Genomic DNA, 26,412 nt, shown 5'->3' on the forward strand with positions numbered 1-26,412 from the left:
TTATTTCAAATTACAAGCAATTTTATATATTGGTGCAACCTTTTGGAATACATTTTCGATTTCGTTTATCAAGCCTTCAGAGCCAAGCGCGATGGCAGCTTCTCTATCTATCGTATAGCCGCACAATAGTTCTGCTTTTTTAACTGTTTGTAAGCGGTCGATAAGCCCCTTTAATTCTTCCTTTGACATTTCCCTGTGTGAGAAAGTATCAGGCTTCGTATGATCAGCAGACCACGCAAATTCTTTTGGTATTTCTTTAAATATCTTGGTCAATTTTTTTGACAGACGCTCTGCAATTACTTCCTTCTGTGGAGCTTCATAAATAACTGCAAACCAAATAAATAAATGGGTATGCCATAAGCCGATTTGAAAATGAGGCAGCATTTTATAGCCGCGCGGATTATTGGCGAAAGCCACCCAGGTATCCTTTGGAGGATTAACTGTCCGCCTTGCATGTTTGGCAATATGAACAAACATTTCATCACCAGTTAATACATTCAAGGCTGGGGCGAAATGATGGCCCAATTGCTCTAATTTAGGACGAATGGAGGTTTTTAAGGCTTCCATTCTATTCTCCAATCCCGCGACTAAAAACACATTAAAATCTTCTTCGGTAAATCCTTTAAAATCCATCCCTATACCTCCTATAAGCCATTCCCCAAACATTGTAGCATAATGCCTTTACAGACATGAAATGAACAGCATTCTGGGTTAAAGCACATATTTGTTCCAACATTTCAAAATGCCTCATATTATACAGTAAAAAATAAACCGAAATGAATCCTAGGGGGAGGAGAAAAGGTGAAGCAGTTGATGAATACATCACTTAAAAAAGTTGGCGAAAAGCAAAAAGCAGCAGTTCTAAGATTGGAAATGGACTATGAATTAGCAGTTTTATTTGAAGCGATTGAAGAAAAAGACGAGAAAAAAATTAAAGAATGCAAACAGAAGCTTGAAAGAATCCGTTTAGAATTAATGCGGCTAAAAGCTTTATAAAAATAAATTTGTATTAATAATTTAAGGGGATACAAAATAGAATGAAACGAAAAGTTTTCATAATCTAAACGAACTCCAATGTGGACGGGGGAGTTCGTTTATTATTGTGTTTGGAAAAAAGTTAATAAAAGTAAAAAAGGAATAAAGGCGCAAAAAGTTGATGATTGGCTTATCTTTGATTAAGCTATAGATACATGAAATTTTTTCCGTATCTCATACTACATACATCGAAAGCTCACAAGAAATAAAGATAAATTGGAGTGAAGAAGGATGAATTGGGAAAGTCTTTATTCCCAGGCAAAACAATGGGTAAACGAAGCCGGAGAGAGTATTCGGAAATCCTTTAATCAGCGCTTAAGTATTCAAACCAAATCAAATGCCAATGATTTAGTAACGAATATCGATAAAGAAACGGAACAATTTTTTATCAAAAAAATAAAAGAGGCCTACCCTCATCATAAAATCATGGGAGAAGAAGGGTTCGGAGATAAATTGGACAGCCTTGAGGGAATCGTCTGGATGATTGATCCAATCGATGGAACGATGAACTTTATTCATCAGCAAAGGAATTTTGCGATTTCTATCGGGGTTTATGAAGACGGTGTTGGCAAAATTGGGTTAGTTTATGATGTGGTTCATGATGAATTGTATCATGCTTTTTCCGGCAAGGGAGCCTATCTGAATGAAACTCCGATTGCGAATTTAAGCGAGACTTCAGTGAAAAAGTCCATTATTGCCTTGAACGCAACATGGGTAATGAAAAATCACCGAATTGACCATAATTTGTTAATTCCATTAGTTAGGGATGCAAGAGGGACGAGATCCTATGGGTCGGCGGCTTTAGAAATGGTGTTCGTAGCTACTGGCAGAGTAGACGCATATATCTCCATGCGTTTGTCCCCCTGGGATTATGCTGCAGGGGCCGTGATTATTAAGGAGCTTGGTGGAGTTGTCACTAATTTAAGGGGAGAGAAGCTGGATTACCTTACACAAGACTCCCTTTTTGTTGCTAAGCCGGGGCTGCATCAAACGATTCTTCAAGAATATTTAAAGGGCGGAAAATGGTAAGAGGCTGACTTAAACAAGGTCAGCCTCTTTTTTTTAGCTAATAAGAAAGTATAAATTCAACTACGCCTCATGAGCCGTCCTAACGGACTCGCCAATCGGCGAGTTTTCATTTATAACGTTCCGTTTTCACGCATTTTCTTTTTTGTTTTAAAACCAAGTCCCATGATAACGATAACAGCAATAATACATCCTAATATCCCTAGCAGGCTTTTTTCGGCTATAGCAACACCTATTCCCATAATGCATGCTGCTGCAAGAATTGCATAAATGAGGAACGGCCATTTCACATCTTTCATGATCTTTGCTCCTTTATCAAAACTTTATTTTTCATTCTACAATAAAATACTTTTAGGTTTCCACTCTTATTATGGTATAATGTTTTAGTTGTAAATGAAACTATAAATAGATTTTACCCGAAAATAGTCAGGAGATGGAACTTCTTTGAAGAAAAGAGATAATATAAGAAACATTGCAATTATTGCGCACGTTGACCACGGAAAAACCACTTTGGTGGATCAGTTATTAAAACAGGCAGGAACGTTCCGTTCAAATGAGCATGTTGATGAACGAGCCATGGATTCCAATGATTTGGAAAGAGAGCGCGGCATTACAATCCTTGCCAAAAATACTGCTATTCAATATAAAGATACAAGAATTAACATCCTGGATACTCCCGGACACGCTGACTTCGGCGGGGAAGTAGAGCGGATTATGAGAATGGTCGATGGTGTGCTGCTCGTGGTGGACGCCTATGAAGGCACTATGCCGCAAACAAGATTTGTGTTAAAAAAGGCGTTGGAACAAAATCTGACTCCAATCGTGGTGGTAAATAAAATCGACCGTGACTTTGCCCGTCCAGCCGAGGTTGTAGATGAAGTTATCGACTTGTTTATCGAACTGGATGCCAATGAGGACCAATTAGAATTCCCTGTCATCTATGCATCCGGCATCAATGGAACAGCAAGTTTGACTCCGGATAAACAAGATGAAAATATGCAGTCATTATACGAAGCCATTATTGAACACATTCCTTCACCAGTCGATAACAGGGAGGAACCGCTGCAATTTCAGGTAGCCCTTCTAGATTACAGTGACTATGTAGGAAGAATTGGTATTGGCCGTGTCTTCCGCGGAACGATGAAAGTGGGACAACAGGTTGCTTTAATGAAGCTTGATGGCTCAGTCAAACAGTTCAGGGTAACGAAAATTTTTGGTTTCTTTGGATTAAAGCGTGAGGAAGTTCAAGAAGCGGTTGCCGGTGACTTAGTGGCTGTTTCCGGTATGGAGGATATTAATGTCGGGGAAACCGTCTGTCCAGTAGAAAATCAGGAAGCCCTGCCAGTGCTAAGGATTGATGAACCGACCCTGCAAATGACTTTTGCTGTCAATAACAGTCCATTTGCCGGCCGTGAAGGAAAATATTTAACATCCAGAAAGATTGAGGAAAGACTTCAAGCTCAATTGCAAACAGACGTCAGCTTACGTGTCGAAAATACAGACTCGCCAGATGCATGGATTGTTTCCGGACGCGGAGAACTGCACCTTTCCATCTTAATTGAAAACATGCGCCGTGAAGGATATGAGCTTCAAGTATCTAAACCAGAGGTTATTGTTAAAGAAATTGATGGAGTACGCTGTGAGCCAATCGAGAGGGTACAAATTGATGTTCCTGAGGAGCATACCGGTTCTGTCATGGAATCTCTTGGAGCTCGTAAAGGTGAAATGCTTGATATGATTAATAATGGAACAGGTCAGGTTCGGCTAATATTTAATGTTCCTGCCCGCGGCTTAATTGGCTACACAACAGAATTTTTGACGCTGACCAGAGGATACGGAATCATCAATCATACATTTGACAGCTACCAGCCAATGGCTACGGGCCAGGTTGGCGGAAGAAGACAAGGTGTTCTTGTCTCAATGGAGTCGGGTAAAGCATCAACTTATGGTATTATGCAAGTGGAAGACCGCGGAACCATTTTTGTTGAGCCGGGAACGGAAATTTATGAAGGAATGATCGTAGGGGAACATACCCGAGAAAATGACCTGACAGTTAATATTACGAAGGTTAAGCAGGCAACAAACGTTCGCTCTGCCAATAAAGATCAGACTTCTGTTATTAAAAAACCTCGTCTCTTGACCTTGGAGGAATCTTTGGAGTATTTAAATGACGATGAATTTTGTGAAGTGACTCCACAATCAATTCGTCTTCGTAAGAAAATTCTTGATAAAAACGAACGGGAACGTTTGGCTAAAAAGAAAAAATATGCTGAAATGAGTTAATAAAAGGAGTGCAATTTAAATGGAAGGATTCTCCCCCACTCTAAGATTTTTCATGCAGCTTACAGATGTTAAAACGGCTGTTTGGCTACAGTTTATATATATCGTGATTTTAGCTGTCGTTGTATATAAATTGGGATATGCGAAGAAGCTGCCTCTTTTAAAAAACGTGGTCATTTATACTTGTCTCGTAATTGGATGCTTAGTTTTGCTGATTCTTTCTTATGCATTGCCAGTAGCCGAAGCGTTAGCTGTATCTGCGCTAATCTTAATAATATATAAAATCCGCCTGTATCAATCGAAAAAGCAGCAGTCGGAGGCAAAGTGATGGGGGGATACGATGAATTCCGTTCAGGATGTTTTATATAATTGGCTGACAATAAAAGTAGTTAGTGATGCCCGTCCGGAAGATACGGCTGCGATAGATACCTTAAAGCATTTCGAACGAATGCTTAAGGATGAATACCATATTAGCAAAGTTGAAATTACGCACGATGAAGTGATGTACTATGTTGCCTATCAGCAGGGGGAAGATAGTAAAAAAACACGTTTCCCACGGGAATTAATTGAAGTTATGCTGGACCAAATCAGTAGAGAACCAGAGAAATACGAAAACTTTCCTATTGCAGATTAAAAAAAGAGGCTGACCGGAAAAGTCAGCCTCTTTACCATTCATCCCTATCTGATTTTGGCCTGAGAAAACGGAAATTTCCGGTTTCCAGCCGGTCGTTCGTTTTTTTCGCTATACGTTCCTGACATGGATCGCACATATATGTATGGATTGGACGATTTCTTAAACGTTTTGCCTCTGGAGATTCGTCATCAATCGTTTCAATTTTATCACAAAGCACGCATTTAACTCTCATTATGCACCTCTTTATATTTCTTGGTTACTACTTATTATACTATAGTATCAAGGCTGTCTGTAGGGGAACGTTGTATTAGTTGAAGAAAAAAAGAGATAGTAGTAATATGGGAATATCTGTTTTAAGGCAGCATTGAAGAAAAAGGAGTTGAAAATAGAAATGGTCAATCAAGTCGAACCAAAATTAATTAAACCTTTATATGAGGAATTGCAAAAAGAAAGATTTGTTACGCTGGCTACCGTTGATTATGAAACAGGTGGACCAAATGTCAGCGCTATATCCTGGGTGCTTGCAAAAGATGAAAATATCATCTATTTTGCGGTTGATAACCGTTCCAGAATCATTGAAAATATAAATAAAAATAACCATGTCGTTATTAATATTATCGCAAATGAGTCTACATACTCCATCCAGGGAGAAGCTAATTTAAAAGAAGAAAGACTGAAAGACGTTCCGTTGAAACTGGCCCTTATTGAAGTGAAAATTAAGGAAGTAAGGGATGTCATGTTTTATGGCTCTAAAATTGTTCAGGAAGTCCAATATGACAAAACCTATGATAAAAATGCCGCTGAAAGATTGGACAGGCAGGTCATGGATGCAATAAGAAAAGCTTAGCCTACAGCTAAGCTTTTTTCTCATTTATGATAATTAGACTGTTTTTCCTGCTCTTTTTCAAGCTGGTTTTCTTGTTTTGCAGGGAGCTTTTTATCGGGTTCTTCCGTTGCGTTTTTCGGATTAGGGGTTATCAAATCTCCGGGTATTTCCGGCATTAACCTCCCGGCAACGTCAGCTAGCTCCTCCATAATCCCTTTGATTGGACGCCCGTTGTTTATATCCGCCTGAATTTCTTTGAGCCGCTCAGTGGTATCGGCATCTGCTACAACGATGGCATTGGCACCATACCGATCCTTTTTGAGGCTTTCTGCCACGGAATATTTTATAGTCCCCACCTGAGAACGGTCAATTTTGGCATTTACATCGATTCCAACGATTGCGTAACGCCCTATTACCACGGCAGTTGCATCATTTACATTCGGTACGCTTGTCGCCAGTTCCACCAACCGCTTTGATATTTCCTGGCCCGTTTTTCGGTCTACACTTTCTATGTAGCTATTTTTTACATTTACTAATTTATTTTGTTGATTTTTTGCCGTCTCGTTATTTTGATTCGTATTACATCCCGTTAATAATAAGAAAATGGCAGCTGTCACTAAAATCTTCTTCATAAAAAACCCTCCCAAAAAGCTAATTAAAAGACTGGGAAAATTCACATAATATTCTATTTGATATGAAGGTCCCAACTAACAATTATTGTGCGGAACACCTTCTATCTTTATTCCAATAAACATATATTTTACCAAAGTCCAACCGGCAAAATGGCATGTATAGTAATGTTACACTTTCCTTACACCAAGTAAAGCAGGAGGCGTCGCTTTGAGTAAAATATACGTGTTAGATACAAACGTCTTATTACAAGACCCGTATTCCATTTTTTCCTTTCAAGATAATGAAGTAGTTATTCCTGCAGTCGTACTTGAAGAAGTGGACTCAAAGAAAAGGTACATGGATGAAATCGGTAGAAATGCTAGGCATGTATCAAGATTAATTGATGGTCTCAGAGCCTCGGGAAAGCTCCATGAAAGAATCCCGCTCGAAAATGGAGGAACCATCAGAATTGAGCTGAATCACCGATCATTTCATGAGCTTCAGGATATTTTTGTTGAAAAAACGAATGATAATCGAATTCTTGCGGTTGCGAAGAATTTGTTTTTAGAGGAACAAACAAAGGAGAATGGAAAACCCGTTATTCTAGTCAGCAAGGATGCATTAGTAAGAGTAAAAGCAGATGCCATCGGACTATCTGCAGAGGATTTTCTAAATGACCGGGTGGTGGAAGTTGATTCTTTATATACGGGATTTCTTGAGGTCTATATCCCAAAAGACCTGTTAAACCGTTATTATGAGAAAGGAGAACTTCTACTCTCAGAAATCGCCAATTATACCTTTTATCCAAACCAATTTCTGATATTAAAGGATTCCCTCGGAAGCTCGGCCTCGGCGATTGGGATGGTTAATATAACGGCCAAGAAGGTCAAGAAGCTAGCGCTGAACCAAGAGCATGTTTGGGGAATTCATTCCCGGAATGTACAGCAAACAATGGCAATCGAATTGCTGCTGCGAAAAGATATCCCGCTAGTAACTTTAATCGGCAAAGCAGGAACAGGAAAAACCTTGCTGGCATTAGCCGCTGGACTTATGCAGACAGAGGATTTTCACGAATATAAAAAACTGCTCGTCGCCCGGCCGATTGTTCCGGTCGGCAAGGATTTAGGCTTTTTGCCAGGTGAAAAGCAGGAAAAGCTGCGGCCGTGGATGCAGCCAATTTTTGATAATTTGGAATTTCTATTTAATACAAAAAAACCTGGGGAACTGGATGCAATATTAGCTGGTATGGGATCCATTGAGGTGGAGGCACTAACTTATATTCGGGGGAGGAGTCTTCCTAAGCAATTTATTATTATCGATGAAGCGCAGAATCTGACCAAGCATGAAGTGAAAACGATTATAACCAGGGTTGGAGAGGACAGTAAGATCGTTTTAATGGGGGATCCGGAGCAGATTGATCATCCATATCTTGATGCTTATAATAACGGTTTAACCTATGTCGTGGAGAAATTTAAAAATCAAGTTATTTCCGGTCATGTGAAACTATTAAAAGGGGAAAGGTCAGGATTGGCACGGCTAGCCGCGGATTTATTGTAAGTAAAAACGGGCAAGATTGCCCGTCCTATTTTACGATAAAACCTTTTACTTTTTTAATAGGGTTTTGCTGGTTTGAGCCGTCGCCAAAATAAACGTAAACAGGGCCATCAGCGGACAGCTGCTTGCCTTTATCTGAGAATCCCAAAATCAACTCATAGGCCTCATTTATGGGCAGCTCATAATTATCATCTTCTGTTTCAATTACAAGCACTGATGCGGTGCTTGCCGGCTCGGAATTTTTCAGAAATGGTTTAAATAGAATTCCGAAGGTTCCGGTTAGCATCTTTTGTTTTTCATATATGCGCTCTGTTTTTAATGTCGGAGGGAAGACGGCTCCTTCCATGATTTCACGGTCCCAGTGCTTTGACACGGCTTTCGTATATGCTTCCGTAGAATCGGTATTATCTTTTTCAGTTAAAAAATGCGTAGTTAAATCAAGCCGGCGATCATCGAAAATCCAAACACTTGGGTCAAGTGTGATTGGATATTTTACTTTACCTTTTATATTGATAATGCGTTCCATGGTCAATCCTCCTTATTTACATTATTAAGTATAGCCTTTTTCTGCTCGAAAGTCATAATTATTCAATCGAGCGGCAGCTAAGGCTTATTGTTCTTGCAATTTTTCGCTGCAAAAGGTAAAATTTATAGATAAGTTGAATATTCGCTCTGAAATGGGGGGATCAATGTTGGCGTCTGAAATGATCGTGAATCACCAGGAAAAAGCTTTTGCCTTATTGCAGGCAGACGCTGAAAAAATATTAAAGCTTATCAAAGTGCAAATGGACAATCTCACGATGCCTCAATGCCCTCTTTATGAAGAGGTGTTGGATACCCAAATGTTTGGCCTATCTAGAGAAATAGACTTTGCGGTAAGATTGGGCTTAATAGATAGCAAGGATGGGAAAGCGATTTTAGATCAATTGGAACGAGAACTATCTGCGCTTCACGATGCATCCATAAAAAAATAACACAAAAGGACTCAAACAATGCTTGCGATTGTTTGAGTTTTTTGTTATATATAGAGTTAATATTTTTTACCTCATTTTTCTGAATTTTCTCTATTAAAATCTTGTAACAAATAATTGTTTCCTCAAGTCATAACATGAAATTTCGATTATAATAGAATGGTATAAACCTAAATTGAAAATGAGGATGTAAGCATGGTAAAGAAAATATTAAAATCATATGATTATTCTCTAATCATTGCCATTATACTTTTATGTACTTTTGGTTTAATCATGATCTATAGCTCCAGCATGGCCTGGGCCGTCCAAAGGTATGATGTGCCAAGTGATTATTTTTATCAAAAGCAAAAAATGTGGCTGCTATTGTTTGCTTTCATCTTCCTTTTTACAGCTATCATTCCGTATAAAATTATGAAGTTTACGCAAGTAATGGTATTTATTGTTCTGACCTCCCTTATCACTTTATTGGGACTTTTCGTATTTGGTACTGTCGCAGGCGGTGCACAAAGCTGGTATCAGATTGGTGGTTTTAAATTTCAGCCTTCTGAATTTGTGAAACTGGCAATTATCATTTATTTGGCAGCTGTTTATTCGAAAAAGCAGGATTATATCAATCAATTTAACAAAGGGGTACTACCTCCAATTTTCTTTCTTTTTATAGTTTGTGTATTAATTGCTCTTCAGCCTGATTACGGCACAGCGAGCATCATTGCCCTCATTGCCGGCATGATCATTTTTAGTTCTGGAATGAATTATAAAACGATTGGAAAACTGCTTGTAATGGCTATAATCATTATCCTGCCTCTTTTTATTGCGGCTAAGGGGTTTATCTTTTCTGAAAAACGGCTTGAACGATTCTCATCCTGGGGAGATCCGTTTGCTGATGCCCAAAACGCTGGATTTCACCTTGCAAATTCCTTTATTGCGATAGGGCAGGGCGGTATAAATGGTTTGGGTCTAGGTAAAAGCATTCAAAAGCTAGGCTATTTGCCGGAATCTCATACTGACTTTATTATGGCGGTAATTGCCGAGGAATTAGGAATCTGGGGTGTAGGCTTTGTCATTCTGCTGCTAGCTTATATTGTTTTGCGTGGGATTTATATCGGCTTGCAATGTAAGGACCCCTTCGGAAGTCTCCTCGCGATTGGGATTTCAAGTATGATTGGGATTCAAACATTTATTAATCTTGGCGGGATCTCTGGGGTTATTCCGTTAACAGGTGTTCCGCTGCCGTTCATCAGCTATGGAGGTTCCTCCTTGTTAATGCTGGCTGCGGCAATGGGAATCCTTGTGAACGTTTCTATGTTTGTTAAATATGAGAAAAAATATAAAACCAAAAAACAAACAGTGGATACTAAAGTGCAAAGCGGTAATGGAAAAATTATTTATATGAAATAAAAATGAGGGGGCTGATTATCAGCCTCCCGCATTTTTAAAAATACATAGATTGAGGTGTTTTATATGGCAAGACAAATAAATAAAATATTGGTTGCAAACCGTGGAGAAATTGCAATCAGGGTTTTTCGCGCCTGTACTGAACTGAATATTCGAACTGTTGCGATTTATTCAAAAGAGGATTCCGGCTCTTATCATCGCTATAAAGCAGATGAGGCATATTTAGTGGGCGAAGGGAAGAAACCAATTGATGCCTATTTAGATATTGAAGGAATCATTGGGATTGCTAAAAGAAGTGGTGCAGACGCCATTCATCCGGGCTATGGGTTTTTGTCGGAGAATATCCACTTTGCCAGACGCTGCGAAGAAGAAGGGATTGTGTTTATCGGTCCTGCATCTAAACATTTAGATATGTTTGGCGATAAAGTAAAAGCCCGCTATCAGGCTGAACTGGCGGGAATACCAGTTATACCAGGGAGCGGCGGCCCTGTTAACAGTGTTGAGGAAGTGCTGGAATTTGCCGAAGAATATAGCTTCCCAATCATCATCAAAGCAGCGCTTGGCGGCGGTGGACGAGGAATGAGAATTGTCAGAAGCCGCGAAGAAGTTCGTGAAGCATTTGAACGGGCTAAATCAGAAGCAAAGGCAGCCTTCGGAAACGATGATGTTTATCTGGAAAAATTAATTGAAAAACCTAAACATATTGAGGTTCAGATTATTGGAGATAAAGAAGGAAATATCGTTCATCTTTTTGACAGGGATTGCTCTGTCCAGCGGCGCCACCAAAAGGTGGTCGAGATTGCTCCAAGCGTCTCTCTTACTGATGAGTTAAGAAATCAGATTTGTAATGCGGCTGTAAAATTAATGAAAAATGTCAATTACATCAATGCAGGAACAGTGGAATTTCTAGTTTCGCAGAATGACTTTTATTTTATTGAGGTAAACCCTCGTGTTCAAGTGGAGCATACTATTACGGAAATGGTAACAGGTATCGATATTGTCCAGACACAGATTTTAGTTGCCGAAGGACATGAATTGCATGGGCCTTTAATTGGGATACCGGAACAAGAAAAAATTCTTTTATATGGATATGCTATTCAATCCAGGGTTACAACAGAAGACCCGTTAAATAACTTCATGCCTGATACCGGCAAAATTATGGCGTACCGCTCTGGCGGTGGTTTTGGCGTACGACTGGATGCCGGGAATGGATTTCAAGGCGCAGTCATTACTCCTTACTATGATTCATTATTAGTGAAGCTTTCCACATGGGCATTGACGTTTGAACAGGCCGCTGCAAAAATGGTTCGTAATTTGCAGGAATTCAGGATAAGAGGAATCAAAACGAATATTCCATTTTTAGAAAACGTTGTGAAACATGAATTGTTCCTAAACGGCAAGTATGATACCTCCTTTATTGATACAACACCAGAACTGTTTATTTTCCCAGTCCGTAAAGACAGGGGAACAAAAATGCTGTCCTATATCGGCACCGTCACAGTAAATGGTTTTCCGGGCATTGAAAAGAAGAAAAGACCTGTTTTTTCAAAGCCGCGAATTCCTTCTCTGCCATTTGATTTAGCATATAAAGAAGGGACTAAACAAATTTTAGAAAAGCAAGGAGCAGATGGCCTCGTCCAGTGGGTAAAAGATCAAAAGCAGGTGCTGTTAACTGACACAACTTTCCGGGACGCCCATCAATCATTGCTGGCAACACGGATGCGCACAACTGATATCGCTCATATCGCCGAACCGACAGCAAAGCTATTGCCAGAGCTATTTTCTTTTGAAATGTGGGGAGGAGCTACGTTTGACGTGGCTTACCGGTTCCTTAAGGAAGACCCTTGGGACCGACTCTTGAATTTTCGCGAAAAGATTCCGAATGTTCTTTTCCAAATGTTAATTCGCGGAGCAAATGCTGTTGGGTATAAAAACTATCCTGACAATTTGATCAAGGAATTTGTTACGCAATCAGCGTCGGCTGGGATAGATGTGTTTCGAATTTTTGACAGCTTAAACTGGATCAAGGGAATGGAAGTGGCTATCGACGCTGTAAGGCAGACCGGAAAGATCGCCGAAGCATCCATTTGTTATACTGGGGATATATTGGACCCTACGAGAACGAAATACAATCTTGAATACTATAAAAACCTCGCCAAAGAGCTTGAAAATCAAGGTGCCCATATTCTTGGCATAAAGGATATGGCGGGCCTATTGAAGCCAGAAGCTGCTTACCGGCTTGTGTCAGAATTAAAAGCGACAATCGATATACCAATCCACCTTCATACTCATGATACTAGTGGTAATGGGATTTATACTTATGCCCGTGCAATCGACGGAGGTGTAGATATTGTCGATGTTGCCATGAGTACAATGGCAGGGTTGACCTCCCAGCCGAGTGGTAACTCCCTTTATTACGCTTTAGAAGGCAATCAGCGAAAGCCTGATGTAAACATCGATGCTCTAGAAAAGCTTTCCCATTATTGGGAGGATGTCCGTAAATATTATCAAGATTTTGAGTCCGGAATGATGTCGCCGCATTCGGAAATTTATCAGCATGAAATGCCGGGGGGGCAATACAGCAACCTTCAGCAGCAGGCAAAGGCAGTCGGGCTTGGCGAGCGCTGGGATGAAGTAAAGGAAATGTACTCCCGTGTAAACCAAATGTTTGGCGATATTGTCAAGGTAACCCCATCCTCAAAGGTTGTTGGCGATATGGCGTTGTTCATGGTGCAAAATGACTTAAACGAGGAAGACGTCGTATTAAAAGGAAATTCGCTCGATTTCCCTGATTCAGTTGTTGAATTGTTTGAAGGTTATTTAGGTCAACCGCATGGCGGATTCCCTGAAGAGCTGCAGAAGGTGATTTTAAAAGGCAAGAAGCCTTTGGAAGTGCGACCTGGAGAACTGCTTGAACCAGTTGATTTTAATACGTTACAAGAAGAACTTTATGAGGAATTGGGAAGACAGGTAACTGATTTTGAAATTATTTCGTATGCCCTTTATCCAAAGGTGTTTATGGAATATGCTAAAACAACAGAGCTGTATGGGGATATTTCCGTTCTTGATACTCCAACCTTCTTGTATGGAATGCGCTTGGGTGAAGAAATTGAAGTAGAAATCGAAACAGGTAAAACGCTAATTGTGAAACTAGTTTCGATTGGTCAGCCGCAGGCAGACGGGACAAGAGTCATCTATTTTGAATTAAATGGCCAGCCTCGTGAAGTGGTTATAAAAGATGAGAGTATTAAAGCAAAGGTTGTCTCTAGACTTAAAGGGGATCCGAAAAATGAAAACCATATTTCCGCCTCGATGCCTGGAACAGTTATTAAAGTATTGGTAGAGAAGGGTGAAAAGGTCGAACGTGGTGATCATTTGATGATTACGGAAGCGATGAAGATGGAAACGACCGTTCAAGCACCATTTTCCGGTGTTGTAAAAGACATCTACGCATTAAACGGTGACTCTATCCAAACCGGTGACCTCTTGATTGAACTAGTTAAAGCATAAAGAAAAAGGCTGTCTCAAACTCGAGACAGCCTTTTTTAATGAAAGTTCCTTTTTGACCTTGAATACAAAAGGACAAAATAGCTTAAGAGACCAAATAAACAAGTAATAAAAAAAGCATGCAGTAAGGCGATGTAAAGGTTTAGGCGGCTAAAAATGATAAATGCGCCTGCGGTTACTTGCATTGATACCAAAATCAACGAAATAATCCAGCCCCAATACAGGACTCTTTGGTGCTTATAATGACGGACAGCAAGCACAGTAATGTAAAGGATCCAGAGAAAAATCAAGCCCGCGGCCGTTCGGTGGCCCATTTGCACCCATTCATATAGATTGCTTGGAAGTCCGGGAGAATCGTTTAGACAAAATGGCCAATCCCTGCAGACAAGGCTTGATTTTGTATGACGGACAAGGGCGCCGGTATAAATGACGATATAACTATAAATGGTAACGCCAATAATATGGAAACCCATCCGTTTATCAATATAGAGTTTCTCGGCGGCGAACTTTTTATCGATTTCAAAAATGAGCAGCGTTAATAAGAAAACAGCCGCAAATGAAATGAGAGAAATACCGAAATGTAAAGCCAGGACGAAATCAGATTGTCCCCATTTTACTGCAGCAGCTCCGATTAACCCCTGGAGCAGCAGAAAGAAAAAAGACAGAAAGGAAAGAAATTTTGTTTCCCTTATATGACCGATTGCCTTCCACGACCAAACGGACAATATTAATACCATGATGCCGACTGCACCTGAAACAAGCCGGTGGGCAAGTTCAATAATAAGTTCCGGTGTAATGTCCGAAGGCAGAATCTTGCCGTGGCATAATGGCCAAGATCTTCCGCAGCCCATTCCAGAACCCGTTTTGGTAACGAGTGCCCCGCCGAGTAAAATAAGTATCATTCCAATGGTGGTGGCAACAGCCAACCACTTCAAAGAGCGTCGCAAAAAATTTCACCTCTAACTAAAGTTCAATAATTTGTCAAAAAAAATTCTTGACAGTATAATGGATAAAAAAAGAAGCAAGATTAAAAGTACTTATACATCATAACGAATTATCCAAAAAAAGAACAGAATTTCAGCCTAGTTTCTTATAGGATTTTTTTTGAAAATGGATAATGTTAATTTATCACTATTATTATAGTGGAAAACGTTGAAACTTAAGGTGTAGTCTGTTAGAACTATAGAGGGATGAATTTTTCAAGAGACCGACAGGGTTGCATACTGCAGTCTTAATTCCGACAATCCTATATTCATACTGTTGAAATAAATACATAAAAGACTTCCTTTTTATTTTTTTACAAAACTTTAATGGTCTGAACAAGGGGAAAATAAGAAGAAATTTTATTTAGTCACAAATTAGTCAAAAATTATTCAAAAAAAGTTCACAAAAATTCCCGAAAGTGTGATTTAATATACAGAGAAAGTGTTATTGAAATCACGATATACATAATGAGGGTATGCTTCATCAAGTGATAAAGGACAGTATTAAGAATCAGGAGGAGAAATTAAATGTCCAACTCAAAGGCTGCCATAGGAAATGGTGCGACAAGCCTGGATTCTGTTTCAGAAAAAACATCCGTTTGGAAAGACTTTATGGCCCTTATCAAAATTGGAATCGTTAATTCCAATCTGATCACTGTCTTTACAGGTCTTTGGCTCGCATTGCATTTTTCCGGCCTTAGCTTTTTGAATAATTTAGATATTGTCTTCTTTACAGTGGCGGGTTCGGCTTTAATCGTTGCCGGTTCCTGTGCAATAAACAATTACGTTGACCGGGATATCGATCACTTAATGGAAAGAACAAAATCTAGACCTACTGTTACCGGGAAAGTGGTGCCGGTAAAAGTTCTGGGATTAGGTATTTTACTTATAGGACTGGGAACACTGTTTTTATTGTTTACAACGATAACTGCAACAGTAATAGGACTGCTTGGAGTTTTTAGTTATGTTTTCTTATATACATTATGGTCGAAAAGACAGCTGGTCTCTAATACCATCATTGGCAGTATTTCCGGAGCTGTACCACCGTTGATTGGCTGGGCTGCAGTAGATGCAAATCTTGATGTCATGGCATGGGCATTATTTGTTTTAATGTTTGTTTGGCAGCCGCCTCATTTCTATGCTTTGGCGATGAGAAGGGTGAAGGAGTATAAAGCCGCGAACATCCCAATGCTTCCGGTAGTAAAAGGGTTTAAAACCACAAAAATTCACATTGTACTCTGGGTTGCAGCACTTTTGCCAATCCCATTTTTTCTTACTAAATTAGGAATCCCATTTCTAATTCTTGCCACCGTTTTAAATCTCGGCTGGCTGGCATTAGGGATTTATGGATATAAGATCAAAGATGACATAAAGTGGGCAAAACTAATGTTTGTTTATTCATTGCAATATTTGACTATTATTTTTGTGGCGATGGTTATAGTTACATTAATCTAGTTTTGCTGACGTATCTTTCCTGAAGAAATTTCTTTCGGGAAAGGGGTCGTACATACTTCTTTGATCAATCAATAAAATAATATACTAAAAGTGAAAGAGGGGTTTGATTAAGCATGAAAAGGCTTGCAAATTGGCGTTTATTCTCGCTGTTTGCGATAGTAGCGCTTGTACTTTCCGGTTGTGGAAAACCATATTTATCCACATTAACTCCAGCCGGTGAAGTTGCTGACATCCAGTACGATTTGATGGGGCTAAGTACGATAATTATGGTTGGCGTTATTATTGTAGTTATGTTAGTTTTTGTTATCGTCTTTTTCCGTTTTAGAAGGAAGGATGACAGGATACCTAAACAGGTGGAAGGAAGTCATAAATTAGAAATTATTTGGACCGTTATTCCGATACTTTTGCTTTTGGTTCTAGCTGTTCCAACTGTTTCCGCAACATTTAAGCTTGCAGATGTTAAAACAATGGATGACAAAAACTCTAAAGCAGTTGTAGTTAATGTTCGTTCTCATTTATACTGGTGGGATTTCGAATATCCTAAACAAAAGATTGTAACCAGCCAAGAACTTGTCGTACCAACCGATGAAAAGGTATATTTTAGCTTGAAATCCATGGATGTTAAGCACTCCTTCTGGATTCCGGCTGTAGGCGGAAAACTTGATACAAATACAGACAATATTAATAAATTTTGGTTAGAGTTTGATGCAGAAAAAGCCAATGAAGCAGGAAATCTTTTCTACGGGAAATGTGCTGAGCTTTGCGGACCATCCCATGCTTTAATGGACTTTAAAGTAAAAGCGATGAGCAAAGACGATTTTAATGCTTGGGTAAAAGATATGCAGAGTGTTAAAGCGCCTGAAAAAGCGCAAACTGCTCTAGCACAGCAAGGACAGGATATCTTCAATAAAAGCTGTATCGGCTGCCATGCTGTAACACCTGAGAATAAAATGCCGGAAACAGCCCGTATCGCCCCGAACCTTTCAAACTTTGGCGAAAGATCACGTGTTGCTGGTATTTTGGACCATAATAAGGAAGAAGTTAAAAATTGGATTCGTACTCCAGAAACCTATAAGCCGGGTAACACTATGACTGGTAAATATCCGGAAATGACCGAAGATCAGCTAAATGCATTAGCAGAATATCTGATGGGCTTAAAGGTTCAGGACTAATAGGGGAATTGGTTGAAAGGGAGGTAAAAACGTGAGTACCTATGCTCAAAAAAAGGGATTTGGTGCAACTTTATGGGACTTTTTAACAACTGTTGACCATAAAAAAATCGCCATCCTATATCTGATTGCAGGTGGATTTTTCTTCTTAATTGGCGGTATCGAAGCTGTCTTCATCCGTATCCAGCTTGCAGTTCCTAACAATGATTTTGTCAGCGCCGGCGCATTTAATGAAATCATTACAATGCACGGAACAACAATGATTTTCTTGGCTGCCATGCCACTTGTGTTCGCGTTCATGAATGCCATTATGCCACTTCAAATTGGTGCTCGTGACGTAGCTTTTCCTTATGTGAACGCATTAGGATTTTGGTTGTTCTTCTTTGGTGGTATTTTCTTAAACCTTTCATGGTTCTTAGGAGGAGCACCAGATGCTGGTTGGACTTCTTATGCATCTCTCGCTATTCACTCCAAAGGACATGGTGTTGATTTCTATGTTCTAGGTTTACAGATTTCTGGTTTAGGTACACTGATTGGTGGTATTAACTTCCTAGTAACGATCATTAATATGCGTGCGCCAGGGATGACTTACATGCGGATGCCGTTGTTCACTTGGACAACATTTGTAACTTCAGCACTTATTCTTTTTGCATTCCCTCCATTAACAGTGGGGTTGGTATTAATGATGTTTGACCGTCTATTTGGAGCTAATTTCTTTGAAGTTGCCCAAGGTGGTAATACCGTAATTTGGGAGCACTTATTCTGGATTTTTGGACACCCGGAAGTTTACATTTTGATTTTACCAGCTTTCGGTATTTTCTCGGAAATCTTTGCAATGTTCTCAAGAAAACGTTTATTTGGTTATTCGTCTATGGTGTTTGCAACAGTTCTAATCGGTTTCTTAGGATTCATGGTTTGGGCGCACCATATGTTTACAACAGGTCTTGGTCCGGTAGCAAATGCTATCTTCGCTGTAGCTACAATGGCAATTGGGGTGCCGACAGGTATTAAGATCTTTAACTGGCTGTTCACCATGTGGGGCGGAAGTGTTAAATTTACAACACCAATGCACTATGCGTTTGCTTTTATACCTACATTTGTTATGGGTGGAGTAACAGGGATAATGCTTGCTTCTGCTGCTGCTGACTATCAATACCATGACACATATTTCGTTGTTGCCCACTTCCACTATGTTATTGTTGGTGGGGTAGTCTTAGCGCTTTTAGCTGGTACACATCTGTATTGGCCAAAAATGTTTGGAACAATGTTAAATGAAACAATGGGTAAGATTACGTTCTGGACTTTCTTTATCGGATTCCATATGACATTCTTTATCCAGCACTTCCTTGGTTTATGGGGTATGCCTCGCCGAGTATTTACCTATCTGCCAGGTCAGGGCTTTGAAACCTCTAACATGATTAGTTCCATTGGAGCTGCCTTTATGTCTGTCGGTGTTATTGTGCTATTGATTAACATCGTTGTGACATCTGTTAAAAATGTTCGAGTTGGAAATGACCCTTGGGGTGACGGCCGTACATTAGAGTGGGCTATTCCATCTCCACCGCCGTTCTATAACTTTAAGCAGCTTCCACTTGTTCGCGGTTTGGATGCTTATTGGTTAGAAAAAATGGAAGGAAAGAAAGAAATGACTCCTGCTGAGCCGCTTGGTGATATTCATATGCCAAACTCTTCTTTCTTGCCATTTACAACATCTCTTGGTCTTTTCATCGCCGCTTTCGGTGCTATGTACCATGTAGATGATAAGGGATGGGCATTGCCAGTCTTGTTTATTGGTCTGCTCGTAACATTTGGTTCCATGTTAATACGCTCTGTTAAAGACGACCATGGTTTCCATATTCATAAAGAAGAATTAATGAATGATGATGATAATAAGGGGGTTAAGGCATAATGCACGCTGAAGAAAAATTAACTTATGAAACTTGGCCTGCAGAGCCTGAGAAATCAACCCTTGAAGCGAAAAATAAGTTTTTAGGTTTTTGGTTATTCTTAGGGGGAGAGACTGTGCTTTTCGCCTCTCTCTTTGCCACTTACCTTTCGTTAAAGGATAAGGTGCCAAATACTTCTCAGCCGCTGGCCAAGGATTTATTTGAACTTCCGTTGACCTTCGTGGCAACGATGCTGTTATTGACAAGCTCTTTAACAAGTGTTTACGCAATTTACCACATGAAAAATTTTGCTTTCAAAAAAATGATGGTGTGGTTAGGGCTTACTGCTTTATTAGGATTCGGGTTCTTAGGACTAGAGGTTTATGAGTTTAACCATTATGTCCATTTAGGCCATAAATTTACCAGCAGCGCCTTTGGATCTGCCTTCTATACCTTGGTTGGCTTCCACGGAGCACACGTTGCTTTTGGATTAGCTTGGTGCTTATCGTTAATGTTCCGTAATGCAAAACGTGGCTTAAACTTGTACAATGCGCCAAAATTCTATGTATTTAGTTTATATTGGCACTTTATTGACGTTGTATGGGTATTCATCTTTACAGTTGTATATTTAATGGGAATGGTGGGATAAACTGATGGCAAATCAACAATTAAATTCAGGGAACCCAAGAGTTGACCTTGAATATCGCCGCCGTAAAAGTGCGGAAGAGATGAGATATCAAGTCATTTCATTTGCTTTGATGATTTTCTTAACATTGGTTGCTTTTGCTGCTGTAGCTGCTAAAGGATTTACAGCGTGGTTTACAATACCATTTATCGTTCTTTTGGCTGCTGTGCAAGTAGTCTTCCAATTGTTTTATTTTATGCATATGAGTCATAAAGGCCATGAGGCCCCAACATTATTCCTATTTTCAGGTTTATTTGTTGGCTTAGTTATGATTTGGGCATTTATGACCATTATTTGGTGGTAGGAATTAAAAGAAAATCGGCTTTTTAGCCGATTTTCTTTTTTAGTAAATGGAAAACATATGCAGCATCATTTCTTTGCCTATCCCAAAAGCCAAGGGTATAATAAAATTGATGATTCTTTAACTATTTTAGAGGTGATATTGCAGTGCTTACCTTGGATATATTTGGTTTTCAAGCGCTATGGAGCCCGTATTTTTTATTGATTATGATTGTTTTGACAGGAGGATTTTTTCTTCTAACCACAAGATTTAGACACCGTTTCCAGGACAGTGAGCCATTAACATGGCAGCAAGGGTCTTTATTTCTTACCTCAATGATTCTTTTGTACGCTATTAAAGGATCTCCATTGGACTTAATGGCCCATTTGATGTTTTATATTCATATGATACAGATGGCTGCACTGGTCTTGATTGTTCCTCCTTTATTCATTTTGGGTGTACCTGCATGGCTGTGGAGAGCGGTTTTACGCATCGGAGTTTTTAACTCTCTCTTTAAGTTTTTCACTAGACCGCTTATGGCTCTAATAATCTTTAACGGGTTATTTTCGTTTTACCATGTTCCTATCATTTTTGATCATGTCATGCAAAATATTTGGCTGCATGCAGGCTATTCGATTCTATTGTTTGTCGTTGCCATTTTTATGTGGTGGCCATTAATTAATCAGCTTCCTGAGCATCAAACCCTAAGCGGTTTAAAAAAGGTTGGGTATATTTTTGCGGATGGCATTCTATTAACACCGGCCTGCGCATTGATTATCTTTGCTGACACACCAATCTATGCTACCTATTCTGATCCGCATGTATGGGGCAACGTGATGAGCTTGTGTGTAGGTACCGCTAATTTTAACAGCTTAAATTTAAGCGGTCCTGAGCTGTTTAGTTCGATGTCCTTAATACACGACCAACAGCTTGGCGGGGTATTGATGAAGATTATGCAGGAAATCATTTATGGGGTAATCCTTTTCCGCGTCTTTTTTGAATGGTATCGTAAGGACCAAGCAGAAACAGAGCGCGATTTAAATCAAAAATTAAATCCATCGCTTATTAAATAGAGGCTGTCCGAACGACAACCTCTTTTTCTTTTGGTTGAAGTTTAGGAAGGTTTACTCTACTATAAGAGGAGAATAAACAAAAAGAGAGGATTTATGCATGGATTCGATACCAATTTTACCCACGATTAGTACCACTTTTATCGTTTTAAGCGGGATTACAGTTGCCATCGGCTGGTGGCAAATTAAACAAAGAAAATTGGAAGCTCACAAACGGACTATGTTTTTTGCAGCTATTTTTGCTCTTATTTTCTTTATTATTTATGCATCTAGAACTATTTTCATTGGGAACACATCCTTTGGAGGACCAGATAATATCAAAATATACTATACTGTATTTTTGATTTTTCATATTACCTTGGCCACGTTAGGAGCAGTTTTGGGGATTTTGTCTCTTTTTTCAGGATATAAAAATAATCTCACCTTCCATCGCCGCCTTGGCCCCTTTACCAGCATCGTCTGGTTTTTTACAGCCGCTACCGGAGTAGTGGTCTACCTGCTCTTATACGTATTTTACCGAGGCGGGGAAACGACTTCCATGATAAAAGCAATTTTAGGTTTTTAAGATCAAAAAAGCCGCATGATTAACATTCATGCGGCTTTTTGTGCGTTATACAGCAAATTTGCTGATTTCATTTTTTACATCTTCAATAATTTTTTTGCATTGATTTACAAGTGATGCAGGGAAGTTTTCACCTTCACCGTATTCAACACCGTGTGGGTAATAATGTTTTCCCAACAGAGGAGTCATCAATTGAACCACAGCTTTGAAGGTATCTACATCGCCTTCAACAGAATAGCCTTGGATCCGAAGGTAAAATACTCCCTCTCTTAGTTCAAACTTTTTGTCGTATGTAACGCGTTCATAATCCCATTGTCCTGCGCGCACTAAACCATGCTGATGCATTACGTCATCAAGCCGGTTTAAGCCTGCTTTGAACTCCTCAATACCAGTATTTTCGAATTTCATAAATAACTCCCTCCTAGAAACGCTTGCCTGTATTCATTATTTGGTAATAAAGCAAGATTAATTCAATTTAATAATAGATGAAATTTCTGTAACTTGCAACGAAATCATTTAACGAATAAATCCATTGTGGCTGGATATTCTAATTTACGAAAAGAGCTATAAATTTTGGAGGCGATTTTATGGAAAAAATCCGTGATATTATGACTGATGAGGTAGACTGCTGTACTCTATTAGATAATATCTATGAAGTAGCGGTTAAAATGAAAGAATTAAATGTAGGGGCTATTCCTATTGTCGATAAAGAAAAAATTGTTGGTATGATTACAGATCGTGATATTGTCATTAGAGGCGTGGCAGAAAAGCATCCTGGCTCATCCAAAGTGGAGGAAATCATGAGCAATGACCTGATTACTGTTTCTCCAGAGGCTTCTACTAGAGAGGCGGCAAAATTGATGGCACAGCATCAAATTCGTCGTTTGCCCGTTGTAGAGGATGAGAAGTTGATTGGTATTGTATCACTTGGCGATTTTGCAATCCGTGAACTAACTGATGATCAAGCAAGGCAGGCCTTGACACAAATTTCTGAACAAAACTATAATGGTGCGCAGCATTAAAATAGTAATTTATTATAGGACAAATATTTCTAACAGGCGCCCCGGTGCCTGTTTTCTTTTTTAATTAAGCATTTTCAGACATTTTAAGAAATCGGGTATTACTAAAAAAGATATAAATGCTATAATTATTCTAACAGTACATATAATGGTAGAAATAGTAATAGAGAGGGTGTAGCCTCTGAAGACGCTTTTACGAATTTTGGTGCTTTCTGCGGTAATCGTTACAATTGGCTTTTATGTTGGCATAAATGAAAAAAATCAGGATAAGGTTTTAATAAAGAAAGACAGCACATCGGAAATGGAACAAACTTATCAGCAAAATCCCAATTCGCAATCAAACAATAAATTGAAAAAACCTGAAGAAGGTTTGTCTTTATTGATAGGCAAAAATGCTGCGGACATTGTCAAAGAACTGGGGGAACCACAGCGAATTGATGAGACTCCATACGGTTATCAATGGTATATTTATAACTTGGACTTTAAACGTTATGTTCAAGTTGGGATTGAAAATAGTCATGTGGCAACGATTTTCGTCCTTGGTGAAAATTTGAATATATCCCCTTTTGAGATCGGGCAGCCGGTGGAAGAAATATTTAATACGCAATTTTTCGAAACGAATATCAATATCGATTTGAATGGGAATAACTATCGGTTTGAATTAAATGACACAGATTTAAACCTGCGACCAATCATTCAGCTGGGTGATGTTTTTTTTCAGCTTTATATTGATAAATTCAAGGGTACTCTTTCAAGCGTACGCATTTTAAATGCTGAGACATTTATCAAGCAGCGCCCTTATGAGCTCGTCTATCGCGGTGAATTAATCGATCAGCCTCTGCCTGACGAAGAAATGTGGGAAAAGATTGAAACAGGGGCAGAACAAGAAATTTTTGATATTTCAAATGTGTTAAGGCAAAGGTACAAATTGGATCCATTAAAATGGGACGATAGTACAGCTGAAGTAGCATTTGGCCATAGTAAGGATATGGCATTGAATAATGATTTTTCACATACATCTAAAAAATTTGGCAGTCTTGCCGATCGATTAAATAAAGCTGAGGTTGCCTATAAAACGGCTGGTGAAAATATCGCCGCCAATTATACGGACGGGCCTGCTGCGGTTGAAGGGTGGCTGAACAGCAAGGGCCACAGGGATTCGTTATTAAATAAGGAATTCACCCATCTTGGTGTTGGTGTATATCAAAAATATTATACGCAAAACTTTATCCAAAAAACAGAACAATAAAAGGGAGAAGAAGCAGGGTCCTGCATTTTCTCCCTTTATTATTTATTATAAAATTAGCCGTTCGGAGTTTTCGAATCAAATCGGTTAAATAAAAACGTATTTCCTTCCCAGCTCCCATATAGACGAATAAAATGGCCTGGTGTAAATAAACATTTTTCCATGTTTTTCGTAACAGGAGTCATTCTTTTGGCGGTGATTATTTTAGCATCAGTTTGAAGTTTTATTGTCTGAACCAAAAGATAACGGTGATAATAATAGCGTTCCTTGCTTTCGTCGATGCTTTTAATTTCACCTGTTAATATTGCTTCTTCCCTTACATTCCCTGCAGCAAGCCATTTTTCATCGTGCTCTTTCATTTCTTTTTTAGTCAGCAGGTAGAAATAAAAACAAATAATCGGGATAAGAATGGCTGTAACCATTATCATTAAACCCCTTTTTATTTATTTATGATAAAAAATGTGCCGGTGGCATAGGCTATTTTTTTGCCGTCATTTCGGTAGGCGGTGCCTGAGACGACGATTGTTTTTGTGCCATGATGAATGATGTCAGCCTTGCAGCTTAATGTGTCCCCAATTCCAGGGGCAATATAATGGATATTAAGCTGATTGGTTACAGCCCCTAAACCTTCTGGCAAAACATAGTTTGCTAATGAACCCATTGCAGTATCCAAAACTGTGGCTGTTATTCCGCCATGAACAATGTCTAAATTATTATGAATAATTGGATTAATGGGGATGGTAATTTCACACGTGTTTTTGTCCATTTTTCTGTCCATATGGAGAAGATGGCCAATATAGGTATCACTGTTCTTATCAATCTTTTGCTGAACCCCTCGTAATATGGAAGCGAGACTTTCCAAGTCTGTTTCCGAGCCATTCTCGATACAATCTTCTAAAAGATGCCTTAACTCTTGTTTCATTTTTTTACCTCTTTCTTTTTTTGCATTTCTTTGACCATCTTACCACTTGTGTGCCTAATAATAAATGTTTTAAACCTAATTCGCCGTTTCACATTTCTTCTGGTTTATCATACTTTATTATTGGAATGAATAGGGGCAGAGGTGAGGATAATGACGCAAAAGAAATTGCACCCATCCGTTGAAAAATTTAAAGAATTTGTTAAAAATAATCCAAAAATTATTAAGGAGGTCCGCAAGGGAAACGCCACCTGGCAGGAATTATACGAGGACTGGTACTTATTAGGGGAAGAAGACCAGCGTTGGGAGAAAATTGGTTCAGATGGTGAAGCTGCGGAGGTAAAAGATGAGAAAGAAGCCAAAGGGGACTTAATGTCCAATGTGATGGGGATTTTCAAAAAAATGGATCCCAATCAAATGCAGTCCCATCTACAGAATATCAGTCAGGCGATTGGCGCCATCCAAGGCCTTGTTTCCCAATTTCAAGGCGGTAATGCACCAAATAATCCTGTAAAACCTCCTGAAGGGCCAAAACATCCATTTACATTTAGACAAGACTAATTAAAGGGTGGGGGATATGCGCAAGGAAATTTTAGAATATGTAGAAGGACAAAAGGATTTAAAACGATTTATTCGGGAGCAGCCACTTTGGTATCGGAAACTGTCAAGAAATCCTTATGATATTCAATCGCTAGAAATTGCAGCATTACACCATTACAAAAAAACCATTCCAGACCAAGTGGAGAAATTCACAAATGGAGTGCAAATGGCTTCAATAATGTACTCCATGTTCCAAGCCATGAAAAACCAAAATTAACAAAGGGCACACAAATTTGGATGTGGCCTTTTTTTGTTTGGATTAAAAAATATTGAGAAGGCGAACAATACAATCATGAGAAGGAGTGATATTGGTGAAAAAACATATCCTCATTGGTTTTATTTTGTTCTGGTCCTTAGGCGCCTTAATACTTCACGAAGCAAAGGCAATCTCAAGCGAAATACCTGAGCTGATTGTTCAACATGAAACAAAAGGAAATCAAGTGCTGGTAGAATGCATTTTAACGGGAATTAGTTTTAGGGAGACAGAGGATTCAAAACAGAAAACGGGTAAAATTGTCATTTGGGTAGACGGACTGAAAAAATCCGAAGCCTCCTCTGCGGTATTCATTATCAAGGATCTTTCTCCAGGGAACCACCAGGTAAAGCTGGATGTGGTTGATTTAAAAAATAATTCATACGGTTTGAAAAAGGAGTTTATAGTAAATATCCCCTAATTAAATGGATTTTTTCGCTTTCAG

31 protein-coding genes are annotated in these 26,412 nt (G+C 39.2%); 22 read left to right on the top strand and 9 right to left on the bottom strand.

From position 1 onward, the window contains the following. On the bottom strand, positions 1–633 hold the full coding sequence (locus tag KHB02_RS09335; protein WP_213140885.1) for a YktB family protein: 633 nt from the start codon (positions 631–633) through the stop codon (positions 1–3). A 168-nt stretch (positions 634–801) separates the two neighbouring features. On the opposite strand from KHB02_RS09335, the gene KHB02_RS09340 reads away from it, so the two are divergent. Next, positions 802–996: a hypothetical protein gene (locus KHB02_RS09340; RefSeq protein WP_213140884.1), complete on the top strand. Its 195-nt coding sequence runs from the start codon at positions 802–804 to the stop codon at positions 994–996. A gap of 270 nt (positions 997–1,266) precedes the next feature. Further along, complete coding sequence (locus KHB02_RS09345) at positions 1,267–2,064, top strand: inositol monophosphatase family protein (protein ID WP_213140883.1); 798 nt, start codon at positions 1,267–1,269, stop codon at positions 2,062–2,064. A 110-nt stretch (positions 2,065–2,174) separates the two neighbouring features. Here KHB02_RS09345 and KHB02_RS09350 read toward each other — a convergent pair whose 3' ends face one another. Continuing rightward, a complete protein-coding gene (locus tag KHB02_RS09350) occupies positions 2,175–2,360 on the bottom strand; it encodes a YlaF family protein (protein WP_213140882.1) in 186 nt (61 codons plus the stop codon). Positions 2,361–2,505: 145 nt separating this feature from the next. On the opposite strand from KHB02_RS09350, the gene typA reads away from it, so the two are divergent. The 3 genes from typA to KHB02_RS09365 are packed head-to-tail and all read left to right on the top strand — an operon-like array spanning position 2,506 to position 4,975. Beyond that, a complete protein-coding gene (gene typA, locus KHB02_RS09355) occupies positions 2,506–4,344 on the top strand; it encodes a translational GTPase TypA (RefSeq protein ID WP_213140881.1) in 1,839 nt (612 codons plus the stop codon). 19 nt (positions 4,345–4,363) lie between these two features. Next, positions 4,364–4,669: a YlaH-like family protein gene (locus KHB02_RS09360; RefSeq protein ID WP_213140880.1), complete on the top strand. Its 306-nt coding sequence runs from the start codon at positions 4,364–4,366 to the stop codon at positions 4,667–4,669. Positions 4,670–4,681: 12 nt separating this feature from the next. Beyond that, positions 4,682–4,975, top strand: a complete 294-nt coding sequence (locus KHB02_RS09365; RefSeq protein ID WP_213140879.1) for a hypothetical protein — start codon at positions 4,682–4,684, stop codon at positions 4,973–4,975. Between the two features lie 31 nt (positions 4,976–5,006). Here the strand turns inward: KHB02_RS09365 and KHB02_RS09370 are convergent, their stop codons facing one another. Then, positions 5,007–5,207 carry a YlaI family protein gene (locus tag KHB02_RS09370; protein ID WP_213116467.1) on the bottom strand — a complete coding sequence of 67 codons (201 nt, stop codon included), beginning with the start codon at positions 5,205–5,207 and terminating at the stop codon, positions 5,007–5,009. A gap of 159 nt (positions 5,208–5,366) precedes the next feature. On the opposite strand from KHB02_RS09370, the gene KHB02_RS09375 reads away from it, so the two are divergent. Continuing rightward, complete coding sequence (locus tag KHB02_RS09375) at positions 5,367–5,822, top strand: pyridoxamine 5'-phosphate oxidase family protein (protein ID WP_213116466.1); 456 nt, start codon at positions 5,367–5,369, stop codon at positions 5,820–5,822. Positions 5,823–5,842: 20 nt separating this feature from the next. Here KHB02_RS09375 and KHB02_RS09380 read toward each other — a convergent pair whose 3' ends face one another. Then, a complete protein-coding gene (locus tag KHB02_RS09380) occupies positions 5,843–6,433 on the bottom strand; it encodes a YhcN/YlaJ family sporulation lipoprotein (protein ID WP_213140878.1) in 591 nt (196 codons plus the stop codon). A gap of 208 nt (positions 6,434–6,641) precedes the next feature. Here KHB02_RS09380 and KHB02_RS09385 point away from each other — a divergent pair, with 208 nt between their 5' ends. After that, positions 6,642–7,970 carry a PhoH family protein gene (locus tag KHB02_RS09385; RefSeq protein WP_213140877.1) on the top strand — a complete coding sequence of 443 codons (1,329 nt, stop codon included), beginning with the start codon at positions 6,642–6,644 and terminating at the stop codon, positions 7,968–7,970. A 25-nt stretch (positions 7,971–7,995) separates the two neighbouring features. Here KHB02_RS09385 and KHB02_RS09390 read toward each other — a convergent pair whose 3' ends face one another. Then, positions 7,996–8,493, bottom strand: a complete 498-nt coding sequence (locus KHB02_RS09390; protein ID WP_213140876.1) for a peptidyl-prolyl cis-trans isomerase — start codon at positions 8,491–8,493, stop codon at positions 7,996–7,998. A gap of 166 nt (positions 8,494–8,659) precedes the next feature. On the opposite strand from KHB02_RS09390, the gene KHB02_RS09395 reads away from it, so the two are divergent. From KHB02_RS09395 to pyc, 3 genes are all read left to right on the top strand, one after another. Further along, a complete protein-coding gene (locus KHB02_RS09395; protein ID WP_213141311.1) occupies positions 8,660–8,941 on the top strand; it encodes an Fpa/YlaN family protein in 282 nt (93 codons plus the stop codon). 192 nt (positions 8,942–9,133) lie between these two features. Then, the gene (gene ftsW / locus KHB02_RS09400) at positions 9,134–10,336 is read left to right on the top strand and encodes a putative lipid II flippase FtsW (protein WP_213140875.1); all 1,203 of its coding nucleotides are present in this window, start codon (positions 9,134–9,136) and stop codon (positions 10,334–10,336) included. A 63-nt stretch (positions 10,337–10,399) separates the two neighbouring features. After that, complete coding sequence (gene pyc, locus KHB02_RS09405; protein ID WP_213140874.1) at positions 10,400–13,843, top strand: pyruvate carboxylase; 3,444 nt, start codon at positions 10,400–10,402, stop codon at positions 13,841–13,843. Between the two features lie 35 nt (positions 13,844–13,878). On the opposite strand, the gene KHB02_RS09410 is transcribed toward pyc, so the two are convergent. Beyond that, positions 13,879–14,787 carry a COX15/CtaA family protein gene (locus KHB02_RS09410; protein WP_213140873.1) on the bottom strand — a complete coding sequence of 303 codons (909 nt, stop codon included), beginning with the start codon at positions 14,785–14,787 and terminating at the stop codon, positions 13,879–13,881. A 564-nt stretch (positions 14,788–15,351) separates the two neighbouring features. Between KHB02_RS09410 and cyoE the strand changes: the two genes are divergently transcribed. The 7 genes from cyoE (at position 15,352) to KHB02_RS09445 (ending at position 21,933) form a co-directional block, all read left to right on the top strand. Continuing rightward, positions 15,352–16,278, top strand: a complete 927-nt coding sequence (cyoE, locus tag KHB02_RS09415) for a heme o synthase (protein ID WP_213140872.1) — start codon at positions 15,352–15,354, stop codon at positions 16,276–16,278. Between the two features lie 113 nt (positions 16,279–16,391). Continuing rightward, positions 16,392–17,450 carry a cytochrome c oxidase subunit II gene (coxB, locus tag KHB02_RS09420; protein ID WP_213140871.1) on the top strand — a complete coding sequence of 353 codons (1,059 nt, stop codon included), beginning with the start codon at positions 16,392–16,394 and terminating at the stop codon, positions 17,448–17,450. A 31-nt stretch (positions 17,451–17,481) separates the two neighbouring features. After that, positions 17,482–19,356: a cytochrome c oxidase subunit I gene (gene ctaD, locus KHB02_RS09425; RefSeq protein WP_213140870.1), complete on the top strand. Its 1,875-nt coding sequence runs from the start codon at positions 17,482–17,484 to the stop codon at positions 19,354–19,356. After that, the gene (locus KHB02_RS09430; protein WP_213116455.1) at positions 19,356–19,982 is read left to right on the top strand and encodes a cytochrome (ubi)quinol oxidase subunit III; all 627 of its coding nucleotides are present in this window, start codon (positions 19,356–19,358) and stop codon (positions 19,980–19,982) included. Before ctaD ends, KHB02_RS09430 begins: the two co-directional genes overlap by 1 nt. Before the next feature lie 4 nt (positions 19,983–19,986). Further along, positions 19,987–20,322, top strand: a complete 336-nt coding sequence (ctaF, locus tag KHB02_RS09435; protein WP_213140869.1) for a cytochrome c oxidase subunit IVB — start codon at positions 19,987–19,989, stop codon at positions 20,320–20,322. Between the two features lie 143 nt (positions 20,323–20,465). Beyond that, positions 20,466–21,371: a cytochrome c oxidase assembly factor CtaG gene (ctaG, locus tag KHB02_RS09440; protein ID WP_213140868.1), complete on the top strand. Its 906-nt coding sequence runs from the start codon at positions 20,466–20,468 to the stop codon at positions 21,369–21,371. A gap of 97 nt (positions 21,372–21,468) precedes the next feature. Beyond that, a complete protein-coding gene (locus tag KHB02_RS09445) occupies positions 21,469–21,933 on the top strand; it encodes a DUF420 domain-containing protein (protein WP_213140867.1) in 465 nt (154 codons plus the stop codon). Positions 21,934–21,978: 45 nt separating this feature from the next. Here the strand turns inward: KHB02_RS09445 and KHB02_RS09450 are convergent, their stop codons facing one another. Beyond that, a complete protein-coding gene (locus tag KHB02_RS09450) occupies positions 21,979–22,338 on the bottom strand; it encodes a YugN family protein (protein ID WP_213140866.1) in 360 nt (119 codons plus the stop codon). Positions 22,339–22,517: 179 nt separating this feature from the next. On the opposite strand from KHB02_RS09450, the gene KHB02_RS09455 reads away from it, so the two are divergent. Continuing rightward, positions 22,518–22,952: a CBS domain-containing protein gene (locus tag KHB02_RS09455; protein WP_213140865.1), complete on the top strand. Its 435-nt coding sequence runs from the start codon at positions 22,518–22,520 to the stop codon at positions 22,950–22,952. Positions 22,953–23,154: 202 nt separating this feature from the next. Beyond that, positions 23,155–24,198, top strand: coding sequence for a CAP domain-containing protein (locus tag KHB02_RS09460; RefSeq protein ID WP_338088273.1), 1,044 nt, complete (start codon positions 23,155–23,157; stop codon positions 24,196–24,198). A gap of 53 nt (positions 24,199–24,251) precedes the next feature. On the opposite strand, the gene KHB02_RS09465 is transcribed toward KHB02_RS09460, so the two are convergent. Both KHB02_RS09465 and KHB02_RS09470 read right to left on the bottom strand, forming a co-directional pair. Beyond that, entirely contained in the window at positions 24,252–24,617 is a 366-nt protein-coding gene (locus tag KHB02_RS09465; protein WP_213140864.1) for a hypothetical protein, read from the bottom strand. Between the two features lie 17 nt (positions 24,618–24,634). Then, positions 24,635–25,117: a PaaI family thioesterase gene (locus KHB02_RS09470; RefSeq protein ID WP_213140863.1), complete on the bottom strand. Its 483-nt coding sequence runs from the start codon at positions 25,115–25,117 to the stop codon at positions 24,635–24,637. A gap of 150 nt (positions 25,118–25,267) precedes the next feature. Between KHB02_RS09470 and ylbD the strand changes: the two genes are divergently transcribed. From ylbD to KHB02_RS09485, 3 genes are all read left to right on the top strand, one after another. Next, the gene (gene ylbD / locus KHB02_RS09475) at positions 25,268–25,675 is read left to right on the top strand and encodes a YlbD family protein (RefSeq protein ID WP_213140862.1); all 408 of its coding nucleotides are present in this window, start codon (positions 25,268–25,270) and stop codon (positions 25,673–25,675) included. A gap of 16 nt (positions 25,676–25,691) precedes the next feature. Then, the gene (locus KHB02_RS09480) at positions 25,692–25,931 is read left to right on the top strand and encodes a YlbE-like family protein (protein ID WP_213140861.1); all 240 of its coding nucleotides are present in this window, start codon (positions 25,692–25,694) and stop codon (positions 25,929–25,931) included. A 94-nt stretch (positions 25,932–26,025) separates the two neighbouring features. Next, positions 26,026–26,388 (top strand): hypothetical protein, encoded by a 363-nt coding sequence (locus tag KHB02_RS09485; RefSeq protein WP_213140860.1) that lies wholly within the window; start codon positions 26,026–26,028, stop codon positions 26,386–26,388. The last annotated feature ends 24 nt before the right edge of the window (positions 26,389–26,412 follow it).

Source organism: Neobacillus citreus (genome assembly GCF_018343545.2).
Classification (GTDB): Bacteria; Bacillota; Bacilli; order Bacillales; family Cytobacillaceae; genus Neobacillus; species Neobacillus citreus.

What these genes read in the sequence shown, in the direction of transcription:
- KHB02_RS09335 (WP_213140885.1), bottom strand. Translation starts at nt 633, where the DNA reads ATGGATTTTAAAGGATTTACCGAAGAAGATTTTAATGTGTTTTTAGTC.
- KHB02_RS09345 (WP_213140883.1), top strand. Translation starts at nt 1,267, where the DNA reads ATGAATTGGGAAAGTCTTTATTCCCAGGCAAAACAATGGGTAAACGAA.
- KHB02_RS09350 (WP_213140882.1), bottom strand. Translation starts at nt 2,360, where the DNA reads ATGAAAGATGTGAAATGGCCGTTCCTCATTTATGCAATTCTTGCAGCA.
- KHB02_RS09360 (WP_213140880.1), top strand. Translation starts at nt 4,364, where the DNA reads ATGGAAGGATTCTCCCCCACTCTAAGATTTTTCATGCAGCTTACAGAT.
- KHB02_RS09365 (WP_213140879.1), top strand. Translation starts at nt 4,682, where the DNA reads ATGAATTCCGTTCAGGATGTTTTATATAATTGGCTGACAATAAAAGTA.
- KHB02_RS09370 (WP_213116467.1), bottom strand. Translation starts at nt 5,207, where the DNA reads ATGAGAGTTAAATGCGTGCTTTGTGATAAAATTGAAACGATTGATGAC.
- KHB02_RS09375 (WP_213116466.1), top strand. Translation starts at nt 5,367, where the DNA reads ATGGTCAATCAAGTCGAACCAAAATTAATTAAACCTTTATATGAGGAA.
- KHB02_RS09380 (WP_213140878.1), bottom strand. Translation starts at nt 6,433, where the DNA reads ATGAAGAAGATTTTAGTGACAGCTGCCATTTTCTTATTATTAACGGGA.
- KHB02_RS09390 (WP_213140876.1), bottom strand. Translation starts at nt 8,493, where the DNA reads ATGGAACGCATTATCAATATAAAAGGTAAAGTAAAATATCCAATCACA.
- ftsW (WP_213140875.1), top strand. Translation starts at nt 9,134, where the DNA reads ATGGTAAAGAAAATATTAAAATCATATGATTATTCTCTAATCATTGCC.
- pyc (WP_213140874.1), top strand. Translation starts at nt 10,400, where the DNA reads ATGGCAAGACAAATAAATAAAATATTGGTTGCAAACCGTGGAGAAATT.
- cyoE (WP_213140872.1), top strand. Translation starts at nt 15,352, where the DNA reads ATGTCCAACTCAAAGGCTGCCATAGGAAATGGTGCGACAAGCCTGGAT.
- coxB (WP_213140871.1), top strand. Translation starts at nt 16,392, where the DNA reads ATGAAAAGGCTTGCAAATTGGCGTTTATTCTCGCTGTTTGCGATAGTA.
- KHB02_RS09430 (WP_213116455.1), top strand. Translation starts at nt 19,356, where the DNA reads ATGCACGCTGAAGAAAAATTAACTTATGAAACTTGGCCTGCAGAGCCT.
- ctaF (WP_213140869.1), top strand. Translation starts at nt 19,987, where the DNA reads ATGGCAAATCAACAATTAAATTCAGGGAACCCAAGAGTTGACCTTGAA.
- KHB02_RS09445 (WP_213140867.1), top strand. Translation starts at nt 21,469, where the DNA reads ATGGATTCGATACCAATTTTACCCACGATTAGTACCACTTTTATCGTT.
- KHB02_RS09450 (WP_213140866.1), bottom strand. Translation starts at nt 22,338, where the DNA reads ATGAAATTCGAAAATACTGGTATTGAGGAGTTCAAAGCAGGCTTAAAC.
- KHB02_RS09455 (WP_213140865.1), top strand. Translation starts at nt 22,518, where the DNA reads ATGGAAAAAATCCGTGATATTATGACTGATGAGGTAGACTGCTGTACT.
- KHB02_RS09465 (WP_213140864.1), bottom strand. Translation starts at nt 24,617, where the DNA reads ATGGTTACAGCCATTCTTATCCCGATTATTTGTTTTTATTTCTACCTG.
- KHB02_RS09470 (WP_213140863.1), bottom strand. Translation starts at nt 25,117, where the DNA reads ATGAAACAAGAGTTAAGGCATCTTTTAGAAGATTGTATCGAGAATGGC.
- ylbD (WP_213140862.1), top strand. Translation starts at nt 25,268, where the DNA reads ATGACGCAAAAGAAATTGCACCCATCCGTTGAAAAATTTAAAGAATTT.
- KHB02_RS09480 (WP_213140861.1), top strand. Translation starts at nt 25,692, where the DNA reads ATGCGCAAGGAAATTTTAGAATATGTAGAAGGACAAAAGGATTTAAAA.